Raw genomic sequence first — 20914 nt, forward strand, 5'->3', positions numbered from 1 at the left:
GGCACGATCCGACAAACTCCCGTACGCAGCGAACTCGCATGCAGATCACACCGCATCGATGCGCGGCAATCCGTAGCGCGCCTCCAGATCGCGGTACTTTTCGACCGCTGCGACAGCGTGCCGACCGTCTTTAGCCTGGATGGCCAGCACCGGAATGTACTCGTCTTCCGGTAACTCGAGGCGAGCCCAGCTTCCCCCGCTCCGGAAGCTGAGTCCGTCCACAATTTCCCACGGGATCACGCGCTCCGAGAAGAAATTGCGCACACCCACCCCGGCGCGGCCCACTCGCAGTCTCGGACGCGCAAGAAGCAGGAATAGGCCACCGAAGAACGCGCCCAGCAGCACCATCGCAATCTGATCCGCCAGCCGGAAATACACGCCTGTGTTTGCGCTGCCGAGCAAGATCCCAAGCACCACAAAGGTGAGGAACATTGAGAGCGCAGCGACCGCAGCCCACTTTGGCATCTTCCGCGCCCGGACGACGAGTTCCCATTCGCCGGTCTTCGCTGTCATGCCCTTGCTCCCCCAGTCTGTCGCAGACGGCGCAGCGTAACCGCCGTGTCCAGTGCCGCGCTGCACGCCTGCGCACCTTTATCCTCCGACGAACCTGGCAGTCCGGCACGATCGCGCGCCTGCGCTTCCGTGTTGACCGTCAGCACACCGTTACCTACCGGGGTTGCCTCATCCAGCGAAACACGTGTCAAACCGTCCGTGACTGACTGGCACACGTACTCGAAATGCGGCGTCTCGCCGCGGATGACGACGCCCAGCGCGACCACCGCATCGTGGGTCCGGGCGAGTTCCTGGACCACCACTGGGATCTCCATCGAACCGGCGACGCGCACAAGGGTCACCTTCCGCACGCCGGCTTCGTCAACGATCCGCTGGGCTCCAGAGATGAGCGCTTCGCAGATCTCGGTGTGCCATTGGCCCGCCACAATCCCGAGCTTTACGTCGAATGCCTCGTCGAGGCGAAGTTCGGGCTCGCCGCCGCCACTCATGTCGCGCCCCCTTCAATCCCGCGCTGGTCAAAGTGCTCATCGAGACCTTCGAGTTCATGACCCATCCGGTCACGCTTCGTGCGCAGGTAGTGAATGTTCTCCTTGTTAGCACGGATGGGCATCGGTACTCGGTCGCTGATGGCAAGCCCGTATCCATCCAGCCCGGCACGCTTAGCTGGATTGTTCGTTAGCAGCCGCATGGTGGTTACCCCTAGATCAACGAGGATCTGTGCACCGATTCCATAGTCACGCGCATCCGCGGGAAGGCCGAGCGCCAGGTTCGCGTCGACGGTGTCAGAACCGGCATCCTGTAGCTGGTAGGCCTGCAGTTTGTGCATCAGCCCAATTCCGCGGCCTTCGTGTCCGCGCATGTAGAGGACTACACCGCGGCCTTCCTCAGCAACCATCCGCATCGCGGCATCAAGCTGTGGACCACAATCACACCGGAGCGAACCGAAGATGTCTCCGGTGAGGCACTCTGAGTGCACCCGGACCAGAACGTCCGTGCCTTTGCCGTCCGGACCTGGAATATCCCCCAGAACCAGGGCGACATGCTCGACCTCGTCATAGATGCTGCGGAAGCCGACGGCCCGGAACTCACCGTAAGGCGTTGGGATTCGCGCATCTGCGACTCGAACGACGTGCTTCTCGTTCTTACGCCGCCAGGAGATCAGATCAGCGATCGAAATCATCGCAAGATTGTGGTCGTCGGCGAAGACTCGAAGCTCATCAGCCTTGGCCATGTAGCCTTCGTCCTTCTGGCTGACAATCTCACAGATCACGCCTGCAGGCCGGAGGCCGGCAAGGCGCGACAGGTCCACAGCCGCTTCGGTGTGCCCGGCCCGCCGCATGACGCCGCCCTCTTTCGCCCTCAGTGGTACGACGTGACCTGGCCGCGTGAAGTCCTCGGGGCGGGCAGCCGGGTCCGCTAGCAGCTGACACGTGATCGAACGGTCGGCCGCGGAAATCCCTGTCCCAACGCCCTCTTTCGCGTCCACCGTTACCGTGTACGCGGTCTGATGCTTGTCCTGGTTTGTCGCAAACATCGGCGGAAGGCCGAGGCGGTCACAATCAGCACCGTCGAGCGGCACACACACGTAGCCTGACGTGTAGCGCACCATGAAGGCCAGCAACTCCGGCGTGGCTTTCTCCGCGGCGAAGATCAAGTCACCTTCGTTTTCACGATCTTCATCGTCAACGACGACAACCGCCTTGCCCGCGGCAATATCGGCGATCGCGCGTTCGACACTGTCGAATCTGATCACTGCACTTACTCCTCGACCCCGCCCGAAGCGGTGTCCTGTAGGGCGGCGCCGCCGTAGCGGAGCCCTTCACCGGGAGAGCTTTCACTGCTGACGCTGTGAAGCCGCTCCACATACTTCGCGATCACATCGACCTCGAGGTTGACGGTCGCGCCAGCGCTGGCGCTGCCCAACGTGGTCAACTCTCGCGTCGTGGGTATCAAAGACACTTCAAAATAGTCGCCGGACTCATCCCTGCCGACGGCCGACACCGTCAGGGAGACACCGTCAATGGTGATCGATCCCTTCTCAACGACGTAACGCGCTAGGTGGGTGGGCAGCGAAAGGCGCACCACCTCCCAATGCTCCATGGGGTTTCTGCTGATGATGGCGCCCGTGCCGTCGACATGGCCCTGCACGATATGCCCGCCGAGACGACCGCCAACAGCCAGCGCACGTTCTAGGTTGACCCGCCCGCCTGCGCTTACACCACCAAGACTGCTGCGCCGGAGAGTTTCGCCCATGACGTCTGCGGTGAAGCTGCCGTCAGAAAGAACATCAACCACAGTGAGACAGACACCGTTGACCGCGATCGAATCTCCGTGCGACGCATCGGAGGTCACCAGGGGTCCCCGCACTGTCAGGCGCGCGGAATCACCACGCATCTCCGTAGCGACAACCTCACCCAGTTCTTCGACGATCCCTGTGAACACTCGCCTACGCTCCTCACCGCTGTCCGTCAACCACGTTATCGCGGTATGAGGCTTATAAGCACATCGTCCCCAAGCCGATCAACGCTCTCACACTGAAACCGAATTGCGTCTGTGATATTTCCTACCCCAGCATCCGCGACCGCTGCAGGGCCGGCCCCCAGCACAATCGGAGCCACATAGGCGGTGATTCGATCGACCAGACCTGCGCGCAGGAACGCACCCGCGACCGTTGGTCCACCCTCCACCACGACGTCCACACAGTCGTCGAGCGCTTCGATCACGTCCATGGGATCACGGGACCGTACGATGCGCGTCGGGGCGGCATCATCATTCACCCGTGAACCGCTCGGGAGCTCCCGCACGCCCATCACGACCCGAATCGGCTGGTGATCGGCGAGCGTCCCGTCTGGCGCGCGGGCCGTGAGCCAAGGATCGTCGGCGCAGACAGTGCCAGTTCCAACGACAATGGCGTCAACCCGGGCACGTTCGAGCCGGTCTCGGGCACGAGATTCCACGCCGGAAATCCATTGGCTTGAACCGTCCGCCGCCGCGCACCGCCCATCAAGGCTCGCCGCGTACTTGTACGTGACGTGCGGCCGTCCTGTCCGCTGGCGGTGCAGCCAGGCCCGCAGCGGCCCCTGCGTCACCGGCGCCGGGTCATGCCAGGCCGTGACCACGATGCCGGCATGCGCCAGTGTCTGCGCCCCGCCAGATGCTTCCGCGACAGGATCCGCCACCGCGTAGTGCACCTGGGCGACTCCCGATTCAATGAGCGCCCTGGTGCACGGCGGGGTACGGCCGAAGTGGTCGCACGGCTCCAGCGTCACGACCGCGGTTCCGCCAAAAGCCTGCGCACCCGCCTCGTTGAGCGCTACAACCTCAGCGTGCGGTCCACCAGGCGGCTGTGTCGCACCTACCCCGACGACATTGCCGCCCACGCCGAGGATGACAGCCCCGACCGGCGGGTTTGGGCTTGTCGTGCCCCGAACCTGCTCCGAAGCCTCGACCGCCAGCCGCATCGCATCACTGAGATGAAGCATGGGTTGCCTGCTAGATCGCCAAGTGCGGGGACGAGTGAAGCGCTCGCGAACGCAGCTTCTCCACTGCTACGGAGGGATCGTCGGCGCCGTAGACAGCAGACCCTGCGACGAAGCAGTCAACCCCTGCTTCCGCGGCCGCCTCGACGGTATCCATGTTGATACCCCCGTCGATCTCAACGAGGAGTGTGAGTTCACCGGAATCGACGAGATTGCGAACACGCCGAGCTTTCTCCAGCACTTCCGGCATGAACTTCTGACCGCCGAAGCCCGGCTCGACACTCATCACAAGCAGTGTGTCGAACTCACGGAGAATCTCGAGATACGGATCCAGCGGGGTATTGGGTTTAATCGACAGGCCCGCTTTGGCCCCCGCGGCGCGGATGTCACGTGCGACCGCTACCGGGTTGTCGGTGGCTTCGGCGTGGAACGTCACGTTGTATGCACCCGCTTCCGCGTACGGCGGCGCCCACCGTTCCGGATTTTCGATCATCAGGTGGCAATCGAGTGGGATGTTCGTCGCCTTAAGCAAGCTTTCGACGATGGGGAGGCCGAGCGTGAGGTTTGGGACGAAATGTGCGTCCATGACGTCGACATGCAACCAGTCGGCGCCCCGGACGGCGTCGGCCTCATCGGCGAGATGCGCGAAGTCCGCGGACAGGATCGAAGGGGCGATCATCGGACCCTTTGGGTGAGCAGCCATGGTGCGAGTCTAAGAGGTGCGGTGTTAAAGTCTTAAACCCGATGATCACCGCACTTTCCATCGCCATCACAGTGCTCGCTCTCGCCGCCGCGCTGTGGGCGCTGATCAAACTCATTGCCGATCGGCCCGTCGATCTCCGCCGGGTGAGTGACAAGGCCCTGTTTGGCGTGCTCGCACTCACTGAGGCGCTCACCATCGTGCAGGCATTCGCGGGGTTTATGCTGCTCCTGACAAGTGACCGCGAAGTGTCGGCACTCACGTTGGTGCTTTACTTGATCGGCGTTCCGTTCATCATCCCCATCGCCACCTGGTGGGCGCTGGGTGACCGGAGTCGCGCTGGCGCTGGAGTACTGACAGTAGGCCTCGTCGCAGTACCCGTGATGGTGCTTCGAATGCACGAACTATGGAGCGCAGGAGTATGACAGTCAGCACATCTGGCAGTTCCGAAGACGTGGTGCGCGAACGCACCCGTACGGGGACTGGCCGCATTCTCATCGCCGTCTACGCGGTGTTTAGTCTCGCGGCGGCGGCGCGCTCGTTCGTACAGATCGTGGATCGATTTCACGTCGCACCGATCGCCTTCATCCTGTCCGCTGTAGCTGCTGCGTTCTACATCCTCGCGACGTTCGCGCTCGCGCGCGCCAGTTCGGTTTCCCGGCGACTCGCCACCTGGTCCTGCATCATCGAGTTCGTCGGCGTCGTCACCGTCGGAACAATCAGTTTCGTTGTCCCAGAATGGTTCCCCGAGCCGACGGTGTGGTCACATTTCGGCCAGGGATACCTCTTCATCCCGCTCGTGCTGCCCATCGTCGGACTGTGGTGGCTGCGCCATACCGCGCGCTGAGGTCCACCCCCTGAAGAAATCCATCTGCCCAGGTCAGCAAAACATGCCTGAATCAGGGGGTTTCGTTGACGTTTACTGATGGATTTGTTGGGGACATCTTCAACTAGCAACTCATCTCGAGCGAGTTAGGCGGTCGGCAAGAAATGAGCAAAAGTTGCAGCGCCGGTGACATGGTCGCGTGGAAATGGGGCAATGGAACCGCCTCAGGCGAGGTTGTGCGCGTATCGCCTGAGAAAACAAGCATTCAAAGCAAGGGACAGACGATCACTCGCAATGGCAGCTCGGACAATCCCGCCGTCGTCATCACGCAAGACGACGGCACACGAGTAATCAAACTCCAGAGTGAACTCGAGTGAACTCACGCGGTGATCGTCCGGAATGGCGCCGCCGCCTCCAGTTCCAGTGCAAGTTCCAGGAGTACGCGCTCTTGTCCCTCGTGCGCCGAGAACTGCACTCCGATCGGTAGCCCCGCCGCTGTGCTGGCGAGCGGAAGGGACAGCGCGGGAGTACCCGCCACGTTGTTCAACGGTGTGAATGCGACGTACCTGGTCAGCCGTTCGATCAACTCGCTGAAAGGCTGACGCGGCGATAAGTAGCCGATCGGCGGCGTCGTATGACTGACTACTGGACTCAGAATGACGTCCCACCGTTCGAGCTTCGTCCGAACGAGGTCGCCGGTCCGGCGCAAACGGTATAGCACGGCCGGTGTCAGGTGGGCGTTGCGCCAGAACCGTTCGACCAGGCCGCGAGTCAGTCCGTCGATGCGCTCCATGCTGAAATCCTTGCCATGAATCCACCGGCCCGGGACCGTGAGCATCACCGAGAGCAATGCCCAGTAGTGCAGAAAGTCCTCCGCGAAACCGGGATCCACTGGGGTCGGCGCCTGGTCGACGTGGTGGCCGAGGTCTGAGAGCAATTCGGCCGTCGCCAGCACCGCTGCTGTCGTCTCGCTGTCGGTCTGGTGCCCGAGGACCGAATCCGTCACCACGCCGATTCTCAGTCGTCGCTGGCCAGGCCGGTCGATTGCACCTATGGGCGGAAGGCTTGAGTTGCGATGAACGCGTTCAGCGGCGGTGAAGAACGCCGCAGTGTCCCGGACACTGCGGCTCAGTACGCCGTCCGAGATGATCCGGACCGGCAGCGCATCGTGTAACGGCTCCGACCGCAGTCGCCCACGGCTTGGCTTCAGCCCGACAAGCCCACAGGCCGCGGCCGGGATGCGGATGGAACCGCCTCCGTCGTTTGCGTGTGCGATTGGGACCACCCCGCTCGCAACGAGCGCCGCGGCCCCGCCTGACGATGCCCCCGCCGAGTACGCGCGGTTCCACGGGTTCCGCGTCGGCTCGTCGTCCATGAATTCAGTCGACGCGTTGAATCCAAATTCTGGGAGACGCGTCTTTCCGAGAACACTGAAACCGAGCGACAGAAACTGGGTGACGAAGCGGTCATCCCGCCGCACCGGAGACGGAGAAAACGCGACTGAGCCACGCGTTGTGGGCAGCCCCGCCATATTCACGTTGTCTTTCAGAAACGTGGGCACGCAACCGAACTCGCCGTCGGGGTGCGCCCCGCCGCGCAGCGAGTCCCGGGCACGCGAAAAAGCAGGCACCTGTATCGCATTCAGAGGCCCGTTGACAGACTGCGCCCGCGATATCGCCGCCTCGAGCGCCTCTGCGGGGCTGATATCCCGGCTTCGGATCCGTTGTGCGATACCTACCGCGTCCGCATCTCCGAGTACGTCATCTGTGAACGCATGTGTCCGCTCGGTTCCGCGCCGTGGGAACGTCTGGTTCTCCAACACTCAAGCGATGCTACTCGGCAGCTAGCTGCTGGGGGTGCTGCGGCTTTTTCAGCACCGCGACTAACATAGCGTCGGTGCCGTGCCGGTGCGGCCACAGCTGCACGCTCTTCCCGTTGGACGCGCGTTCAATATCACCGAGGATTGCGGAAGCGTCAAGTTCCTCCAACGTGTGCTTGCGGACGGCTTGTGCCACGATCATCGTCGTTTCAGCAAGATGCGGCGAGCACGTGGAATACACCACTACCCCGCCAGGGCGAACGAGCTTTACCGCTGACTCCAGTAGTTCGCGCTGCAATTTCGCGAGTTCCCGGATATCGCTCGACTGTCTCCGCCAGCGTGCTTCGGGCCGTCGCCGAAGCGCGCCAAGGCCCGTGCAGGGTGCGTCAACAAGGACCCGGTCGAAGCCTGGGGCCAGATTCGGGTCACGGCCGTCCGCTTCGTGCACTGTCACTGGTAAACCGTCAACAGCCTGACGGACCAGCTTCGCCCGGTGCGGCGCTACCTCCACCGCATCGAGGTGCGCGCCGTCGATCCGCGCAAGCGAACCCATCATCACGGCTTTCCCGCCGGGACCTGCGCAAAGGTCAAGCCAGCGGCCCCTGTCGTCACCGTCGACCTCTGCCCGAACCGCCGCGAGCGCGACCAGCTGGCTCCCCTCATCCTGAACGAACGCGAGCCCATCGCGAACGGGCTCCAGTCCTGTAGGGTCGCCCCCCGATTCGAGGCGCACAGCATACGGGGAATACGGTCCCTCTTCGCCGCCCGTGATCAGCGCGAGTTCCTCACCGGAGATTTCCCCCGGACGGGCGGCAAGATGGACGACCGGTCGCGCGTCGTCGGCAGCGAGAGCATCTGCCAGCTCACCCGCCGCCGCTCCGAGAGCGTCAGCGAAGGCCTGGGCAATCCATCGAGGATGGGCGTGCGTGAACGCGAGCCGTCCTATCGGATCGGGCGGCGACAGTTCAGCAACCCACTCCGCCTCGGTCTTCTGGGATATCCGGCGCAGCACAGCGTTGACGAATCCTGTGATGTGCTCGCCTGACTGTTCTCTTGCGAGCGCTACCCCAGTGCTGACAGCAGCGTGCGCGGCCACTCGGGTCCGAAGGAGCTGATATCCCGAAAGTCTCAGCACATCGAGGACGTCACCATCGATGGTGGACACGTCGCGGTCTGCCGCCGCGCCGATAATCGCGTCGAGGAGACCGAACGCACGGCAGGTCCCATACGTCAATTCTGTCGCGAATGCGGCATCGCGGCCGGTGATTTTTCGTTCCCGTAGCAGCGCGGGCAGCATCAGGTTTGCGTACGAATCGCGGGTACGGACTGCGTTCAGGACGTCCCAGGCCACGTGTCGCGCTGGATCCACTAGTGATTTCGGCTCACTCCGGCGCGGCCCGCGCCGGCCGGGGTCTTCACCGCTGCGCCTGGGACCCGGTCGCGTGTTTCCCGCCTGCCGCCCACCGCGCGGGGTGTCTTTCCGGTTGCGGCCCTGTCGGCCGCGGCCCTGCTCCCGGCCGCTGTTTGACTCGTCGGCGTTCACTGGATCCCCCTCATTGGGCAACTGTTCCTTCGGTAAGCCGCGCACCCCGCGACCAATCGGCTGCTGCCATCACTTTCTTTCCCTGCGGCTGAACCGTTCCGAGCCGCACGGCCGCGGATGCTGTGCCGATGAAGACCGCGGATTTCGTGGCCGCAATGACTCCTGGCGCGAGCCGCGGAACATCCGGGCTGTCCGTCACCATGACCGGCCCGACCTTCATCCGCAGACCGTCGATCATCGTCCATGCGCCAGGCTCCGGAGTCATCGCGCGTATGTGCCGGGCAACTGCGTGCGCTGGCTGTTGCCAGTCGATGTGCGCTGTATCAACCGTGATCTTCCCGGCGTACGAGGTGCCTTCCGCTGGTTGCGGAATCGGGTTAAGCGAGCCGTCGGCGATGCCATCCATTGTCTTCTCAAGCAGGGCAGCCCCTGTTTCCGAGAGTCGGCCGAGAAGCTCGCCCGCAGTGTCGGACTCGCGCACAGTTTCAGTGGCGACCCCGAATACTGGACCAGTGTCTAGCCCTGAATCGATCAGGAAGGTACTGGCACCGGTGATGTCGTCGCCCGCCCTGATCGCAGCCTGGACTGGCGCTGCTCCCCGCCAGGCAGGCAGCAACGAGAAATGCAGGTTGACCCAACCGAAGCGGGGTATGGCAAGTACGTTCGGCGGCAGCAGCGCGCCGTACGCAACCACAGGGCAGCACTCAGGCTCGAGTTCCTTCAGCGCTGACACGAACTCCGGATCGCTCGGACTGCGCGGCGTGAGGACGGGAATTCCCATCTCATCAGCGAGGACACCCACCGGCGAACGTTTCTGCTTACGTCCGCGGCCCGCGACTGCGTCAGGTCGGGTGACGACAGCAACTACGTCGTGATTCCCGCTTTCCGCAAGTCGGCGCAGCGATGGAACAGCAGGTTCGGGGGTGCCCGCAAAAACGAGCCGCATCGGTCTCCTTGGTGTGGCTGAGCGGATCTGACCGCACCAGTCTAGGGACCGCTTGCGCGAGCTCGTTCAGCCGCCGGTCTCTGATGCTCTAGAAGTTGTTAACGATGATGGTTTCGAGCAAACCCACTCCTGGCGGCACGAAGGTGCAGACGTCGCTCCGCTGGTAACCAGGCTCCAGTGCTTCCAGTACGAGTTCGCTGACCAGGGGGCTGTAAGGCAGCTGGAAGTGGCCGCTCATATCGATCTCGCAAGAATCTTGAATGAAGACGTTCCGAGCACCTGCACCCTTGAGGTGCGTGTTGCGCAACGGCTGGATCACCTCGTCGTGCCTCGTGCCGATTGTCGTGTACCGCACTCCTTCGACGGTGTCCGCGGGAGAGTTGAGATCGTTGAGGAACTCTGAGCCCGCAATCTGCTGCACCAGAGCTGGGGCAAAATAGTCATCAGCGAGAGTTTCACCCCCCGGAACCATTGCCACCGCTGGCGGCGCGTCGGTGCCGTACGAAGGCGACGCGATCCCCACCCAGGCGTCGACATGCGCGGCACCGTCAAGCTTGTTGACGTAGTAGCGGGTGACATTCGCACCCTGGGAGAAGCCAATTAAGTGAACCTTCTCAGCACCAGTCGCAGTCCGTATTCGTGTCACTGCCTCCGCGACTTCTTGAGCCGATTGCCGCATGTCGGTGGTCCCGTAAGTATCCGCATCGAGTCCCGTGGCAGGACTGAAATTAACGCCAGGCTTTCCCAGTCCGTAGTTCAGCGCGAACACACAATAACCATGATCGCGCAGAACAGGCCCTAGCCTCGCGTAGTCGGCGTATGCAGACGCGTCGGTGCCGTGCGCAAGCAGCACCGGGTACGGCAGGGTTTCTGTGGGTGAACAATCGAATTCGTTGCTTCCGGCGGGCACATACCCTGGATTCTTCTTATCGAATTGTTTCGCATCAGGAGCCGAGGTTTGGCGCGGTCCTTGCGCCTCCGGCATAACAGGATGCCGAACCTCGGCGCCGACCGGCAGCGCCACCAGCACGGCCAACAGGCTCGCCAGAGCAAGACATGCCCACGCCATTCTCGCGCGCGCCCCTGAGAATAACCTCCGCGAATTTCTCACAGACCACCCTCCACCGCGCCAGGTTGAAACATCCTGGCACGGGATACTACGGGGCAAAAAAGATCAAATTGGTTACTAATTAATTACCACAATGTGTGCAATTTTAATCGACAGCTTGTTGCCATAAGAATACCGCACAAATGATCTTGTAAATCGCGCGCGGTCCGCAATTGCGCTAGGTGCGATGTAAGTGTCTGTGCAGTTCCGGCATTACCACATCCCACACGGCAGGCGGCGGGATTTCATGACCCACTCCCTCGAGCCGCACGAGCCGGGCTCCCGGGATCGCTTCCGCGAGGGCCTCGCCGTGCGGGAGAGGAAACATCGGGTCGGCAGCGCTATGCAGAATGAGAGTCGGCACACGAATCTCGGCGGGGTCCACCGCAGCCCCTGATTCGGCGATGAAGTGGTTCGTCATCGCCGACTCCATGTTGCGACTCCGGCGCACCTCGAGCGTGGCCAGCGCACGCACAACCTCCTCGTCGAATCCGAGCGATCCGGCGTAGGGGCGCTCGACCTCGACTCGGTAATTGATGACCGCCGCCTGGTCGGCCCAATCGATTTCCGGCCCGGGCAACTCCCAGGTCGCAATGATCGCCGGGTTCGGCGGCGGCAGTTCATCATGGTTGCCACCTGCGGGGCTGGTTTCGACGAGCGTCAAGGATCGAACCCTGTCGGGAGAGAGCACCCCAATGTTCTGCGCGATGCCGCCCCCCATCGACAGGCCAATCAGGTGCGCTTTCTCGATGCTCAGGGCATCGAGGACGCGCAGTGGATCGGCGGCGAGATCATCGCCCGTGTAGTCGGGACGTCCCGGCGGCGATGTGCTCGACTGACCTGTATCGCGATGGTCGTACCGAATTACCTGCAGTTCACCGGCGCCGAGCGCGTTGCAGAACTCCGGCGTCCACCAGTCCATCGACTGGGCGCCACCAGCGATGAGGAGAACCGCAGGTGCTCCCTCAGGCCCGAAACGCTCGATCGCCAACTCGATGCCGTCGAGTTCGACGACCTTCCTCACTGCGTGCGCCGATGCCCCAAAGGTGGTCATACCGCTAACCCGGTGCGCATTACACCTCTTGGCGAGGTGATTCTGGCGCACGGACGCGATCTGCTCGCGAAGGCCGCGGCACTTGCCGACGCCGTCGATCGCTTCAGGGCAGGCAACGGCCGGATCGACGTTGGAACCTTTCCGAGCGTATCCAGTCTGATCTTGCCGGCTGTCGTGGGCCGACTGCTGGAGGAATACCCCGGCTGTGACATCAGGCTGTCCGAGGTAAAACCGGAGGATCCGCAGATCGGAGACCTCGACCTGTTGTTCCAAGACGGCCGGATCGAAGGCGAGGTGGAGCACATCAAGCTGCTGGACGAGCATTACCTCTTGGTGGCCCGCACCGGCGCGTTCCCTGATGGTCCAGTAGAAATTAAGCTGCTTGACGAAGCTCCCATGGTGGGCTGGCCTCTCACCTATCACCAAAGATGGCTGGAGCGGGCCCTCGCCAGCGGTGGCGCGCGTCCACGGTTCGTGTTTCGCACCGCCGGCCACGAAACAATCTTGTCGATGGTCCGTGCAGGCATAGGCTCCGCGGTGCTGCCATGGCTTGCCCTACACGGATCCGATGCTTGGTCCGACAACCGGCTCAGCATCCACCAATTGCGGCCGTCACCCCTCCGGGAGATGTATCTGCACTGGTCGGCCGAGCGCAGGCAATCGCCACTGGTGGCCCGTGCCATCGACATCGCCGTCGAAGCCGCCAACGAGCTAGCAAACCAAATGTGACATCGAGCTTCTGATGCGCTGACTTCGGTTGCCGCTACTCAGCCCGGCAATGAAGGCAATGAGGCGCGTTGATCGCCCTGAGAACGAGCCGGGCAAACGGAGGCGCCCACCCGTACCGACGGTCAGTTTCAACGACGGGGTTCACGAGAGTTACCGCAGTACCCCGTGTTTCCAGCGTGCACTCCCCCGCAGCAAGAACGTTCCGGACCCAGTCGCTGCCCGTGCCGTAGGTGAGCGCAATCCGGTAGCCGCCGCTGCCGTCGGGAAACACATTCACGGGCGTCTGATACACGTTGCCCGAACGGCGCCCTTTGTGCACCACGATCCCATAGCCAGGCACGCGGCCAGCCGCGAGCATCGCCAGCCTATTCGTGACGTGACGGTTGAATCTGGCAAGGACCACAGGAAACGGCACAGCTACCCCCTCTACTCTTCTTTTCTACTCGCCTTGACCGCTGTCTTCAGCGAGGAGCCGATAGAGCGCCTTCCGTGCGTCGGTGAGGATGGTCGACGCCTGATCGTATTGTTCGACTGTGCCGACCGCTGCGACCTGGCGTGCTGCAGCAGCGAGCAGGCGGGCCAGTTCACGCAAGTCGCGTGCCTGAGTGGCGCCTGCACCGTCAGAGAGGAATGGGTCGCCAAGTGTTTCACGCTGCGCACCCACGTACTCTGTGCCTTCGGCGGTCAGACGAGCGGTCTTGCGGCCTTCGATCCGTTCGATGACGAGGAGACCTTCGTCTTCAAGCGCGGATAGCGTCGGGTAAATGGAACCTGGGCTTGGCTTCCATTCGCCACCGCTGCGCTCCTCGATCTCCTGAATCAGCTGATATCCATGCATCGGCGACTCAGCGAGCAGCAGCAGGACCGCGGATCGGACATCCCTGCGACGCCCCCTCGTCCGCCGTGCCACAGGGCCACCAATCCTGATCAATCCTGGACCTGCCCCGAAGCCTTCGATGTGCAGGCCACCGCGGGGGCGTTCCTGACGTGCTCGCCGCTCCGCGCGACGCTCTTCCACTCGGCTGTTGCGATTGCGATGTTCGTGGCGCATTAGCGCACCTCCTTGAATAGTTCCGATATATCGCACTTCTAACGATATATCGGAACCTATCGCATTGCAACATCCTATCCGATGTGAAGTGGGTCAACCTGCACCCGCACGGGACCCGCCCCCTTCTGCGCGCTCCGCACGGCCTGCACTTTGCGCACTTCCCCAGCCAATGCGGCCCCCGATCTCCGGCCCGTTCGAAGCAATACACGTTCGACGTCCTCGGGATCCGCGCCCGCGCCCTGAACTGGCAACCGGGCCCCTGATGGAAGCGGCACGGGCCCAAGCACATCCGTACCCTGGGGCATTTCGCCGTGAGCTACGAAATCCGCAACTGCCGCTGAGTCACCGTCAATCGCGATCATCTTTACCGCTGGCGGGAAGCCCACCTCTTCACGCTGCCGCAACTCCACATCAGCAAATCCAGCTGGATCCCACCGAATCAGCGCCTGAACAACAGGAATGCCCGAGTCGGCAACCACCACCACCATCCCACCCGCCGACGCCGGCTTCACGAGCGTGCAAGCCAGCATCCATTTCCGCAAAGCATCCTCCGATACTCGCAGGTCAGCACGGCCAAGTAGGGCCCAGCCATCGAGCAGCAGCGCAGCGCCATAACCAGCATCTGCCACCGGTTCGGCTCCAGGTGTACACACCACAAGCGATTTTCGTTGTTGCACCGACGCAAGCACTGCCTCCCCACCCGACGTCAGTACTGGGACACCTGGAAAAGCACGCCCCAGTTCCTCCGCAGTCCGGCGTGCGCCGACAACTTGCGCCCGAATGCGACCTGAGCCGCACGCATCACACTTCGGGGCACCGACTCTCGTAGCACACCACCTGCAACGAAACGCCTGACGGCCATCCTCGCTCACCATCTCCATCGGCCCCGCACACACTCGGCACCGCAATGGCGCCCGGCAGTCCTGACATGCCAAAGCGGGCACGTATCCACGGCGAGGCACCTGGACAAGCACCGGTTCATCGCGGGCTAGTGCATCGCGTGCCGCGGCGAACGCAATCGCGGGCAGCCGGGCCGCTCGGGCTGCGGGGTCCCGCACAAGGGCCGCCTCACTATCCGCAAGCGCCACGATCCGGGGGGCACGGGCGCGAACCTCAGCGCGCGGCGCAACGACTTCCTGGGCCCACCCAGACTCGACAAGCAATTGAGATTCACATGTCCTGGCGAAGCCGGCCGACACAAACGCAGCACCCGACAGATGCGCCCGCTGGATGCTGACGTCGCGCACATGCGGGTACGGTGACCGAGGTTCAGCGTGAAGATCATCACCGTCGTCCCAGACGACGATGAGGCCCAGGTTGTGCACCGGCGCGAACATCGCGCTACGCGTGCCTACAACAACTCGCGCATCACCTCGCAGCGCAGCGAGCCACCGGCGATAACGCTGTGCTGGACCCAGCCCGGCAGAAAGTACCGAGACGGTACCAGTACCGATGATTTCGTTGCATGCGTCAGCTACACGGTCGAGGTCACGCTGATCGGGGACCACGATGATGGCTCCGCGCCCCGTCGCGGCTACTTGTCCGGCGAGTTCTGCGCAACGGCGCGGCCATTGCTCTCCCGGCGCAGCCTGCCACACCGCTCGAGCGGCCTTGCCATCCCCGAGGGCTTCGCACAGCTCCGGGCCGAGCGTGTACGTCGACCATGCTGATACGTCCGGTGCCGCGTTGACCGGCGGGTCGACGGGCGCCCTGTTCTCGGATTCGATACGGGCGTGACGCGGTGGGATCGCCAGCCGCAGCACATCGGCGCGAGTGCCGGCATATCGTTCGGCTATGGCATCGACGAGCCTGGAGATCTCGGGCGTCAGCACCTGAACCGGTGAGACCACACGATCGAGCCAGCCGAGCTTTCCCTCTCGCTCGCTGGTTTGCGCGCGATCAACGAGGTAACCGTCGACGAGCCGCCCAGCGAAACGGACACGGACCCGGACCCCCGGCTGAGCCTGTTCATCGAGTTCAGCGGGGATAAGGTAGTCGAACTCGCGATCGAGGTGCGGCAGCGGCAGCATCGGCAGCACCCGGGCGATCGGCCGCTGCGCTGCCGCTGTTCGCTCCAGTTTTGCTCCGCTCAGAGACCTGCTGCCGCGCGAAGCGCATCAGCCCGGTCGGTCTGCTCCCACGGCAGGTCGATATCGGTGCGACCGAAATGACCGTAAGCAGCGGTCTGCGCGTAAATCGGCCGGAGAAGATCCAGGTCACGAATGATCGCTGCGGGCCGCAGATCAAAAACATCCACGATCGCTGACTGGATCTTGAGTGGATCGATCTTCTCAGTTCCGAAGCTCTCGACGAAGAGGCCAACAGGTGCGGCTTTGCCGATCGCGTAGGCCACTTGAACTTCAAGGCGGTCTGCAAGACCAGCTGCTACAGCGTTCTTCGCGACCCAACGCATCGCGTAGGCAGCGGAGCGATCAACCTTCGACGGATCTTTTCCTGAGAACGCCCCACCGCCATGACGGGCCATGCCGCCATAAGTATCCACGATGATCTTCCGTCCGGTCAGGCCTGCGTCCCCCATCGGACCGCCGAGAACGAAGCGCCCTGTAGGGTTCACCAGCAGCTTGACCTCGGAAGTGTCGAGGTTGGGAAGGTCGAGATCCTTCAGGACCGCGCCGAGCACGTGGTCCCGGATATCGGGGGCGAGCAGGTTATCAAGATCGATGTCCGCGGCATGCTGAGTGGAAACCACCACCGTGTCAAGCCGGACGGGCTTTTCGCCGACGTATTCGATGGTGACCTGAGTCTTGCCATCCGGCCGCAGGTATGGCAGCACGCCGGTCTTCCTGGTCTCGGTAAGGCGACGCGACAGCCGGTGCGCAAGGGCGATCGGCAGCGGCATCAACTCGGGTGTGTCCTGGCACGCGAAGCCAAACATCAGGCCCTGATCGCCGGCTCCTTGGCGATCGAGGTCGTCCTCGCTGAGGCCTTCTACTCGCGATTCATATGCGTTCTCGACGCCCTGGGCGATCTCCGGCGACTGAGCGCCTATCGCCACATTCACGCCACAGGAATTTCCGTCGAAGCCCTTGGATGACGAGTCGTAACCGATTTCGAGCACGCGCTCCCGGACGATCGTCGGGATATCGGCGTAGGCAGTCGTGCTGACCTCACCCGCGACATGTACCTGACCGGTAGTCACAAGAGTCTCGACCGCAACACGAGCGCGGGGATCTTCCTTGAGAATCGAATCGAGGATGGAATCGCTGATCGCGTCGCAGATCTTGTCGGGATGGCCTTCGGTTACCGATTCACTTGTGAACAGTCTGCGACTGGACGGGCTCACGTCGTCTGCCTCTCGGTTGTTTACCCTGTGGTTGTTACGCCCAGTCTAGGCACGGCTGAGGTATTTTGCCGTACTCGCTGAGCGAGGTCTGGGTGCCTTTATCCGGCGTATAGCAAGCCGCTGACCGCATCAAGAATCCGGCTTGCCATCAGGTTTTTTGACCCCAGCGGGAGCGCCTTCTCTGCCCCATCCCGCGACAAGATCCATCCCATGTTGGAATCGACCTCGAATGCTTTGCCTTCTCCCACCGCGTTAACGACAAGTAGCTCGCAGCCTTTTCGCTCTAGCTTGCTTCGAGCGTGAGTGAGCACGTCACCGTGCTCATCCCCAGTCTCGGCGGCGAACCCCACGATGACGCGTGTCGCCGGAAGTTCGCCCTCGTCACGACGCTGCACGGTCTCAGCAAGAATGTCGATGTTTCGCACCAGCGGAATGGTGTCCGGCTCCCCCGCACCCTTTTTGATTTTGCTTTCAGCGATCGAGGCTGGCCGGAAATCTGCCACTGCGGCAGCCATGATCACAACATCGGCGTTGTCGCTGTGTTTGCGTACCGCTGCACGCATTTCCTCCGCAGTGGAAATCCTGACCATTTCCACGCCCGCTGGATCCGTTAGACCCCCAGTAGGCCCGGTGATCAGGGTCACGTATGCTCCCCGCTGCACCGCGAGGCGCGCAACAGCGTAGCCCTGCTTGCCCGAACTCCGGTTGCCCAGGAAACGAACGGGGTCAAGCGGTTCTCGCGTACCTCCAGCGGAAACCACCACCCTGCATCCCGCGAGGTCGCGCGGCAGTGCGTCTGCGCGCTCCAGGAGCATGCTGCCGAGCCCGAAGATCTCGTCAGGCTCAGGAAGCCGTCCAGGACCCGTGTCCTCTCCCGTCAGCCGCCCCGCCGCAGGCTCCATGACCAGGGCACCGCGCCCGCGCAGCGTTCCGACGTTGTCTACGGTCGCGGGATGCTCCCACATTTCAGTGTGCATCGCGGGAGCGAAGAGAACCGGGCACCGCGCAGTCAGCAGTGTCGCCGTAAGCAAATCGTCAGCGCGCCCGTGGGCGGCGCGCGCGAGGACGTCAGCAGTCGCCGGGGCCACGACGACAAGGTCGGCCTCCTGCCCGAGGCGCACGTGCGGGACTTCATGAACGTTTTCGAACACTCCGATGTGCACCGGGTTGCCCGAAAGCGCCTCGAAAGTCGCGGCACCAACGAACTTCAGGGCCGACTGTGTTGGGATGACCTGAACGTCATGCCCCGCCTCAGCAAACGATCGCACCAGCGCACATGCTTTGTATGCCGCAATGCCACCGGTCACGCCAACGATGACGCGCTTGCGAGGTGGGGTGTCGTCCAGCGCGCCAGCTTCTGTCGCGGACACTGGGTACCCCCGCTATTCGCCTTCGTTGTGAATGAGAAGGTCCCCGTGAATCTCACGCAGCGAGATGGAAAGAGGCTTCTCGTGCATTCCAGGATCAACGAGCGGGCCGACATATTCGAGCATCCCGCTGCCGATCTGGTTGTAATAGTCGTTGATCTGGCGGGCACGCTTCGCAGCGAAGATCACCAGGGCATACTTCGACGACGTGCGCGCAAGCAACTCGTCGATCGGTGGGTTCGTCAAACCGACCGGCGGATCATACACAGGTAGTGCACTGGCAGTGGCGTCAGCGCTGGGCGTTGTCACACATACTCCTCTTGATACTGCGGTCGGGGCCAATCTGGGCCAACCAGGGGCAACTGCTGCGCAGTCATGCCCCAACGAGCAAGGATACCAACTCCTCGACCGCACGTTCCACGTCGTCATTGACGACGACATGATCAAACTCATGTTTCGCTGCGAGTTCCCCGCGCGCCGTCTCCAAACGACGTGCGACAACCTCGGGCGGTTCCGTTCCTCTGCCCGACAAACGGTCCACCAGAACCTGCCAGCTCGGCGGAGCAAGAAAGACCAGTGTTGCCTCGCTCAGACGTTCACGGACCGCTCTCGCTCCCGCCAGATCCACTTCCAGCAGAACAGGTTTTCCAGCAGCGAGTGCCTCAGCGACCGGCGTCTTTGGTGTCCCTGAACGCTGGAGGCCACCGTGCACCTCTGCCCACTCAAGAAGTTCACCGGCTTCGATCATCCGATCGAACTCAGCTCGCGACACGAAGTAGTAATCCCTGCCTGACACCTCGCCGGGGCGTGGATCTCGCGTCGTCGCTGACACACTGAACCACAGGTCAGGCACCACTTCGCGAAGGCGGTTCACAACTGTCGACTTGCCTACAGCGGAGGGACCGGCTAGCACAACCAGCCGACCCCTCCGCTGTACTGCCGATTCGGTGCCAGACACAGCTGCGCCTGACGAGTCGTTCACGGCAGCAAACACCTCACACTCACGCCTCGAAATCGAACCGCTGCAGGAGCGCTTTACGCTGGCGCTCGCCGAGGCCACGCAGGCGGCGTGTTGGTGCAATTTCCAGCTCGGTCATGATGTCCCGAGCCTTCACCTTGCCAACCTTTGGCAGGGCTTCGAGCAGCGCAGAGACCTTCATCTTGCCGAGGATCTCATCGGTTTCCGCATCGGCGAGAACCTGCTTGAGGTCGGTTCCACCGCGCTTGAGCCGATCCTTGAGCTCTGCCCGGGCCCGGCGTGCCTCCGCCGCCTTCGCCAGAGCAGCGGCTCGCTGCTCATCGGTCAACTGGGGAAGGGCCACGATTCCTCCGTCTCATCTACCTTCGTTGTTCTCACCGCAACCCCGCGGCGAGTGCGACCGTACACACGAAGCCAACGGTTCGCTAAGCCACTTCGGGCCAGCGTGTCGGCCTGGAGCACTGAAACGCGCATCGACCATACCGCGACAATCGCCGGTCACCGTGGCAATCCTTGCGACACGCAGGGAAAACGTCAAACGAAACCGGCAACTTTCCACAAATCCGGCAAATTTGTGATCCAGATCACACGAATGTGGAGTTTTCTTGGGCTTTCAGTCCGTGAACTGGTGCGCTGCGCAACTTCAGACTCGGCACTCTCAGCGTTGTTTCAGGAACGCGAAACTTTCGGCTGCCTGCACTGTCGCGGTGCGCAATCGTGCCACATCCGGTCCTGCTTTCAGAATGTCACGAGACACTGCGGGCACCGCAAGGTGGCCGTACTCCCCCATGAGTTTCGCGACAGATCCCGGCGTGCCGCCCTGTGCGCCGACGCCGGGCAGTAGCACTGGACCATTGAGGTACTTCAGGTCCGGAATCTCGCTCAAAGTCGCGCCGACCACCACACCGACTGACCCCATAGGCTCAGCGCCCCGATTCCGGTCTCCAGCTTCGTCGACGATCATCTGCGCGACGGTAGCTCCGCCGCTGCACTGGGCTCGCTGAACTGTCTGGCCTTCCGGGTTGGACGTCGCCGCCAGCGCGAAGACTCCCCGTCCCGTTTGCTGCGCCAACTCCAACGCGGGCTGCAGAGAACCGAAGCCCAGGTACGGGGAGAGGGTTACCGCGTCTGACGCGAGCGGAGAGGCGTCGTCGAGCCACGCTCGTGCGTATGCCGACATCGTTGATCCGATGTCGCCTCTCTTCGCGTCAGCCAGAACCAAAGCACCGCCGGAACGCAGCGCCGCTATCGTCTCCTCGAGCACGGCGAGTCCCGGAGATCCGTACGCCTCGAAGAACGCAACCTGGGGCTTGACAATCGCTGCAGTCCCCGCAAAGGCGTCTGCGCACCGCCGACTGAACTCCACAAGCCCCGCTATGCCCGTCGAGAGCCCCCATGCCTGCATCAACTGGGGATGCGGGTCTATTCCCGCGCAGACGGGTCCGCGCTGATCCATCGCGGCGCTCAGCCGCGCACCGAACGGTGCCCTCACCACT

The 20914-nt window shown here is 62.8% G+C and carries 24 protein-coding genes; 4 read left to right on the plus strand and 20 right to left on the minus strand.

From position 1 onward, the window contains the following. Nucleotides 1–45: 45 nt before the first annotated feature. The 6 genes from FHU29_RS21445 to rpe are packed head-to-tail and all read right to left on the minus strand — an operon-like array spanning nucleotide 46 to nucleotide 4695. Entirely contained in the window at nucleotides 46–513 is a 468-nt protein-coding gene (locus FHU29_RS21445; protein WP_064438789.1) for a PH domain-containing protein, read from the minus strand. Then, nucleotides 510–1001, minus strand: a complete 492-nt coding sequence (ribH, locus tag FHU29_RS21450; protein ID WP_064438788.1) for a 6,7-dimethyl-8-ribityllumazine synthase — start codon at nucleotides 999–1001, stop codon at nucleotides 510–512. The genes FHU29_RS21445 and ribH overlap by 4 nt, the downstream gene beginning before the upstream one ends. Next, nucleotides 998–2266: a bifunctional 3,4-dihydroxy-2-butanone-4-phosphate synthase/GTP cyclohydrolase II gene (locus tag FHU29_RS21455; RefSeq protein ID WP_064438787.1), complete on the minus strand. Its 1269-nt coding sequence runs from the start codon at nucleotides 2264–2266 to the stop codon at nucleotides 998–1000. Before FHU29_RS21455 ends, ribH begins: the two co-directional genes overlap by 4 nt. 5 nt (nucleotides 2267–2271) lie before the next feature. Then, nucleotides 2272–2955, minus strand: coding sequence for a riboflavin synthase (locus FHU29_RS21460; RefSeq protein WP_064438786.1), 684 nt, complete (start codon nucleotides 2953–2955; stop codon nucleotides 2272–2274). 35 nt (nucleotides 2956–2990) lie between these two features. Then, nucleotides 2991–3995 carry a bifunctional diaminohydroxyphosphoribosylaminopyrimidine deaminase/5-amino-6-(5-phosphoribosylamino)uracil reductase RibD gene (ribD, locus tag FHU29_RS21465; protein ID WP_064438785.1) on the minus strand — a complete coding sequence of 335 codons (1005 nt, stop codon included), beginning with the start codon at nucleotides 3993–3995 and terminating at the stop codon, nucleotides 2991–2993. Nucleotides 3996–4005: 10 nt separating this feature from the next. Then, nucleotides 4006–4695: a ribulose-phosphate 3-epimerase gene (gene rpe / locus FHU29_RS21470; RefSeq protein WP_064438784.1), complete on the minus strand. Its 690-nt coding sequence runs from the start codon at nucleotides 4693–4695 to the stop codon at nucleotides 4006–4008. 41 nt (nucleotides 4696–4736) lie between these two features. Here rpe and FHU29_RS21475 point away from each other — a divergent pair, with 41 nt between their 5' ends. From FHU29_RS21475 to FHU29_RS21485, 3 genes are all read left to right on the plus strand, one after another. Next, on the plus strand, nucleotides 4737–5117 hold the full coding sequence (locus FHU29_RS21475) for a hypothetical protein (protein ID WP_064438783.1): 381 nt from the start codon (nucleotides 4737–4739) through the stop codon (nucleotides 5115–5117). Beyond that, the gene (locus tag FHU29_RS21480; protein ID WP_064438782.1) at nucleotides 5114–5539 is read left to right on the plus strand and encodes a hypothetical protein; all 426 of its coding nucleotides are present in this window, start codon (nucleotides 5114–5116) and stop codon (nucleotides 5537–5539) included. The genes FHU29_RS21475 and FHU29_RS21480 overlap by 4 nt, the downstream gene beginning before the upstream one ends. A 143-nt stretch (nucleotides 5540–5682) precedes the next feature. After that, nucleotides 5683–5895 carry a hypervirulence associated TUDOR domain-containing protein gene (locus tag FHU29_RS21485; protein ID WP_064438781.1) on the plus strand — a complete coding sequence of 71 codons (213 nt, stop codon included), beginning with the start codon at nucleotides 5683–5685 and terminating at the stop codon, nucleotides 5893–5895. 2 nt (nucleotides 5896–5897) lie between these two features. On the opposite strand, the gene FHU29_RS21490 is transcribed toward FHU29_RS21485, so the two are convergent. The 5 genes from FHU29_RS21490 to FHU29_RS21510 all read right to left on the minus strand — a co-directional run bounded on the left by FHU29_RS21490 (nucleotide 5898) and on the right by FHU29_RS21510 (nucleotide 11988). Then, nucleotides 5898–7340 (minus strand): amidase, encoded by a 1443-nt coding sequence (locus tag FHU29_RS21490; protein WP_083962102.1) that lies wholly within the window; start codon nucleotides 7338–7340, stop codon nucleotides 5898–5900. Between the two features lie 10 nt (nucleotides 7341–7350). Next, nucleotides 7351–8880: an RsmB/NOP family class I SAM-dependent RNA methyltransferase gene (locus FHU29_RS21495; RefSeq protein ID WP_064438780.1), complete on the minus strand. Its 1530-nt coding sequence runs from the start codon at nucleotides 8878–8880 to the stop codon at nucleotides 7351–7353. 10 nt (nucleotides 8881–8890) lie between these two features. Next, nucleotides 8891–9826: a methionyl-tRNA formyltransferase gene (gene fmt / locus FHU29_RS21500; protein ID WP_064438779.1), complete on the minus strand. Its 936-nt coding sequence runs from the start codon at nucleotides 9824–9826 to the stop codon at nucleotides 8891–8893. Nucleotides 9827–9914: 88 nt separating this feature from the next. Further along, nucleotides 9915–10856 (minus strand): lipase family alpha/beta hydrolase, encoded by a 942-nt coding sequence (locus FHU29_RS21505; RefSeq protein WP_183377646.1) that lies wholly within the window; start codon nucleotides 10854–10856, stop codon nucleotides 9915–9917. 256 nt (nucleotides 10857–11112) lie between these two features. Beyond that, nucleotides 11113–11988 carry an alpha/beta fold hydrolase gene (locus FHU29_RS21510; RefSeq protein WP_064438777.1) on the minus strand — a complete coding sequence of 292 codons (876 nt, stop codon included), beginning with the start codon at nucleotides 11986–11988 and terminating at the stop codon, nucleotides 11113–11115. Between the two features lie 12 nt (nucleotides 11989–12000). Here FHU29_RS21510 and FHU29_RS21515 point away from each other — a divergent pair, with 12 nt between their 5' ends. After that, on the plus strand, nucleotides 12001–12717 hold the full coding sequence (locus FHU29_RS21515; protein ID WP_064438776.1) for a LysR substrate-binding domain-containing protein: 717 nt from the start codon (nucleotides 12001–12003) through the stop codon (nucleotides 12715–12717). A gap of 34 nt (nucleotides 12718–12751) precedes the next feature. Here FHU29_RS21515 and FHU29_RS21520 read toward each other — a convergent pair whose 3' ends face one another. From FHU29_RS21520 to pyrF, 9 genes are all read right to left on the minus strand, one after another. Further along, a complete protein-coding gene (locus FHU29_RS21520; RefSeq protein WP_083962100.1) occupies nucleotides 12752–13132 on the minus strand; it encodes a nitroreductase family deazaflavin-dependent oxidoreductase in 381 nt (126 codons plus the stop codon). Nucleotides 13133–13156: 24 nt separating this feature from the next. Further along, nucleotides 13157–13768 (minus strand): PadR family transcriptional regulator, encoded by a 612-nt coding sequence (locus FHU29_RS21525; protein ID WP_013806664.1) that lies wholly within the window; start codon nucleotides 13766–13768, stop codon nucleotides 13157–13159. Between the two features lie 74 nt (nucleotides 13769–13842). Further along, nucleotides 13843–15798 (minus strand): primosomal protein N', encoded by a 1956-nt coding sequence (locus tag FHU29_RS21530; RefSeq protein WP_183377647.1) that lies wholly within the window; start codon nucleotides 15796–15798, stop codon nucleotides 13843–13845. Nucleotides 15799–15857: 59 nt separating this feature from the next. After that, nucleotides 15858–17072: a methionine adenosyltransferase gene (gene metK, locus FHU29_RS21535; protein ID WP_064438773.1), complete on the minus strand. Its 1215-nt coding sequence runs from the start codon at nucleotides 17070–17072 to the stop codon at nucleotides 15858–15860. A 98-nt stretch (nucleotides 17073–17170) separates the two neighbouring features. Then, on the minus strand, nucleotides 17171–18442 hold the full coding sequence (coaBC, locus tag FHU29_RS21540; protein ID WP_064438772.1) for a bifunctional phosphopantothenoylcysteine decarboxylase/phosphopantothenate--cysteine ligase CoaBC: 1272 nt from the start codon (nucleotides 18440–18442) through the stop codon (nucleotides 17171–17173). 12 nt (nucleotides 18443–18454) lie between these two features. After that, nucleotides 18455–18748 carry a DNA-directed RNA polymerase subunit omega gene (gene rpoZ, locus FHU29_RS21545; protein ID WP_013806660.1) on the minus strand — a complete coding sequence of 98 codons (294 nt, stop codon included), beginning with the start codon at nucleotides 18746–18748 and terminating at the stop codon, nucleotides 18455–18457. A 64-nt stretch (nucleotides 18749–18812) separates the two neighbouring features. After that, entirely contained in the window at nucleotides 18813–19397 is a 585-nt protein-coding gene (gene gmk, locus FHU29_RS21550; RefSeq protein WP_183377656.1) for a guanylate kinase, read from the minus strand. Nucleotides 19398–19440: 43 nt separating this feature from the next. Further along, a complete protein-coding gene (gene mihF / locus FHU29_RS21555) occupies nucleotides 19441–19761 on the minus strand; it encodes an integration host factor, actinobacterial type (protein ID WP_013806658.1) in 321 nt (106 codons plus the stop codon). A 315-nt stretch (nucleotides 19762–20076) separates the two neighbouring features. Continuing rightward, on the minus strand, nucleotides 20077–20913 hold the full coding sequence (gene pyrF, locus FHU29_RS21560; RefSeq protein WP_074390713.1) for an orotidine-5'-phosphate decarboxylase: 837 nt from the start codon (nucleotides 20911–20913) through the stop codon (nucleotides 20077–20079). Between the last annotated feature and the right edge of the window lies 1 nt (nucleotide 20914).

The organism is Hoyosella altamirensis (assembly GCF_014191505.1).
GTDB classification, from domain to species: Bacteria; Actinomycetota; Actinomycetes; order Mycobacteriales; family Mycobacteriaceae; genus Hoyosella; species Hoyosella altamirensis.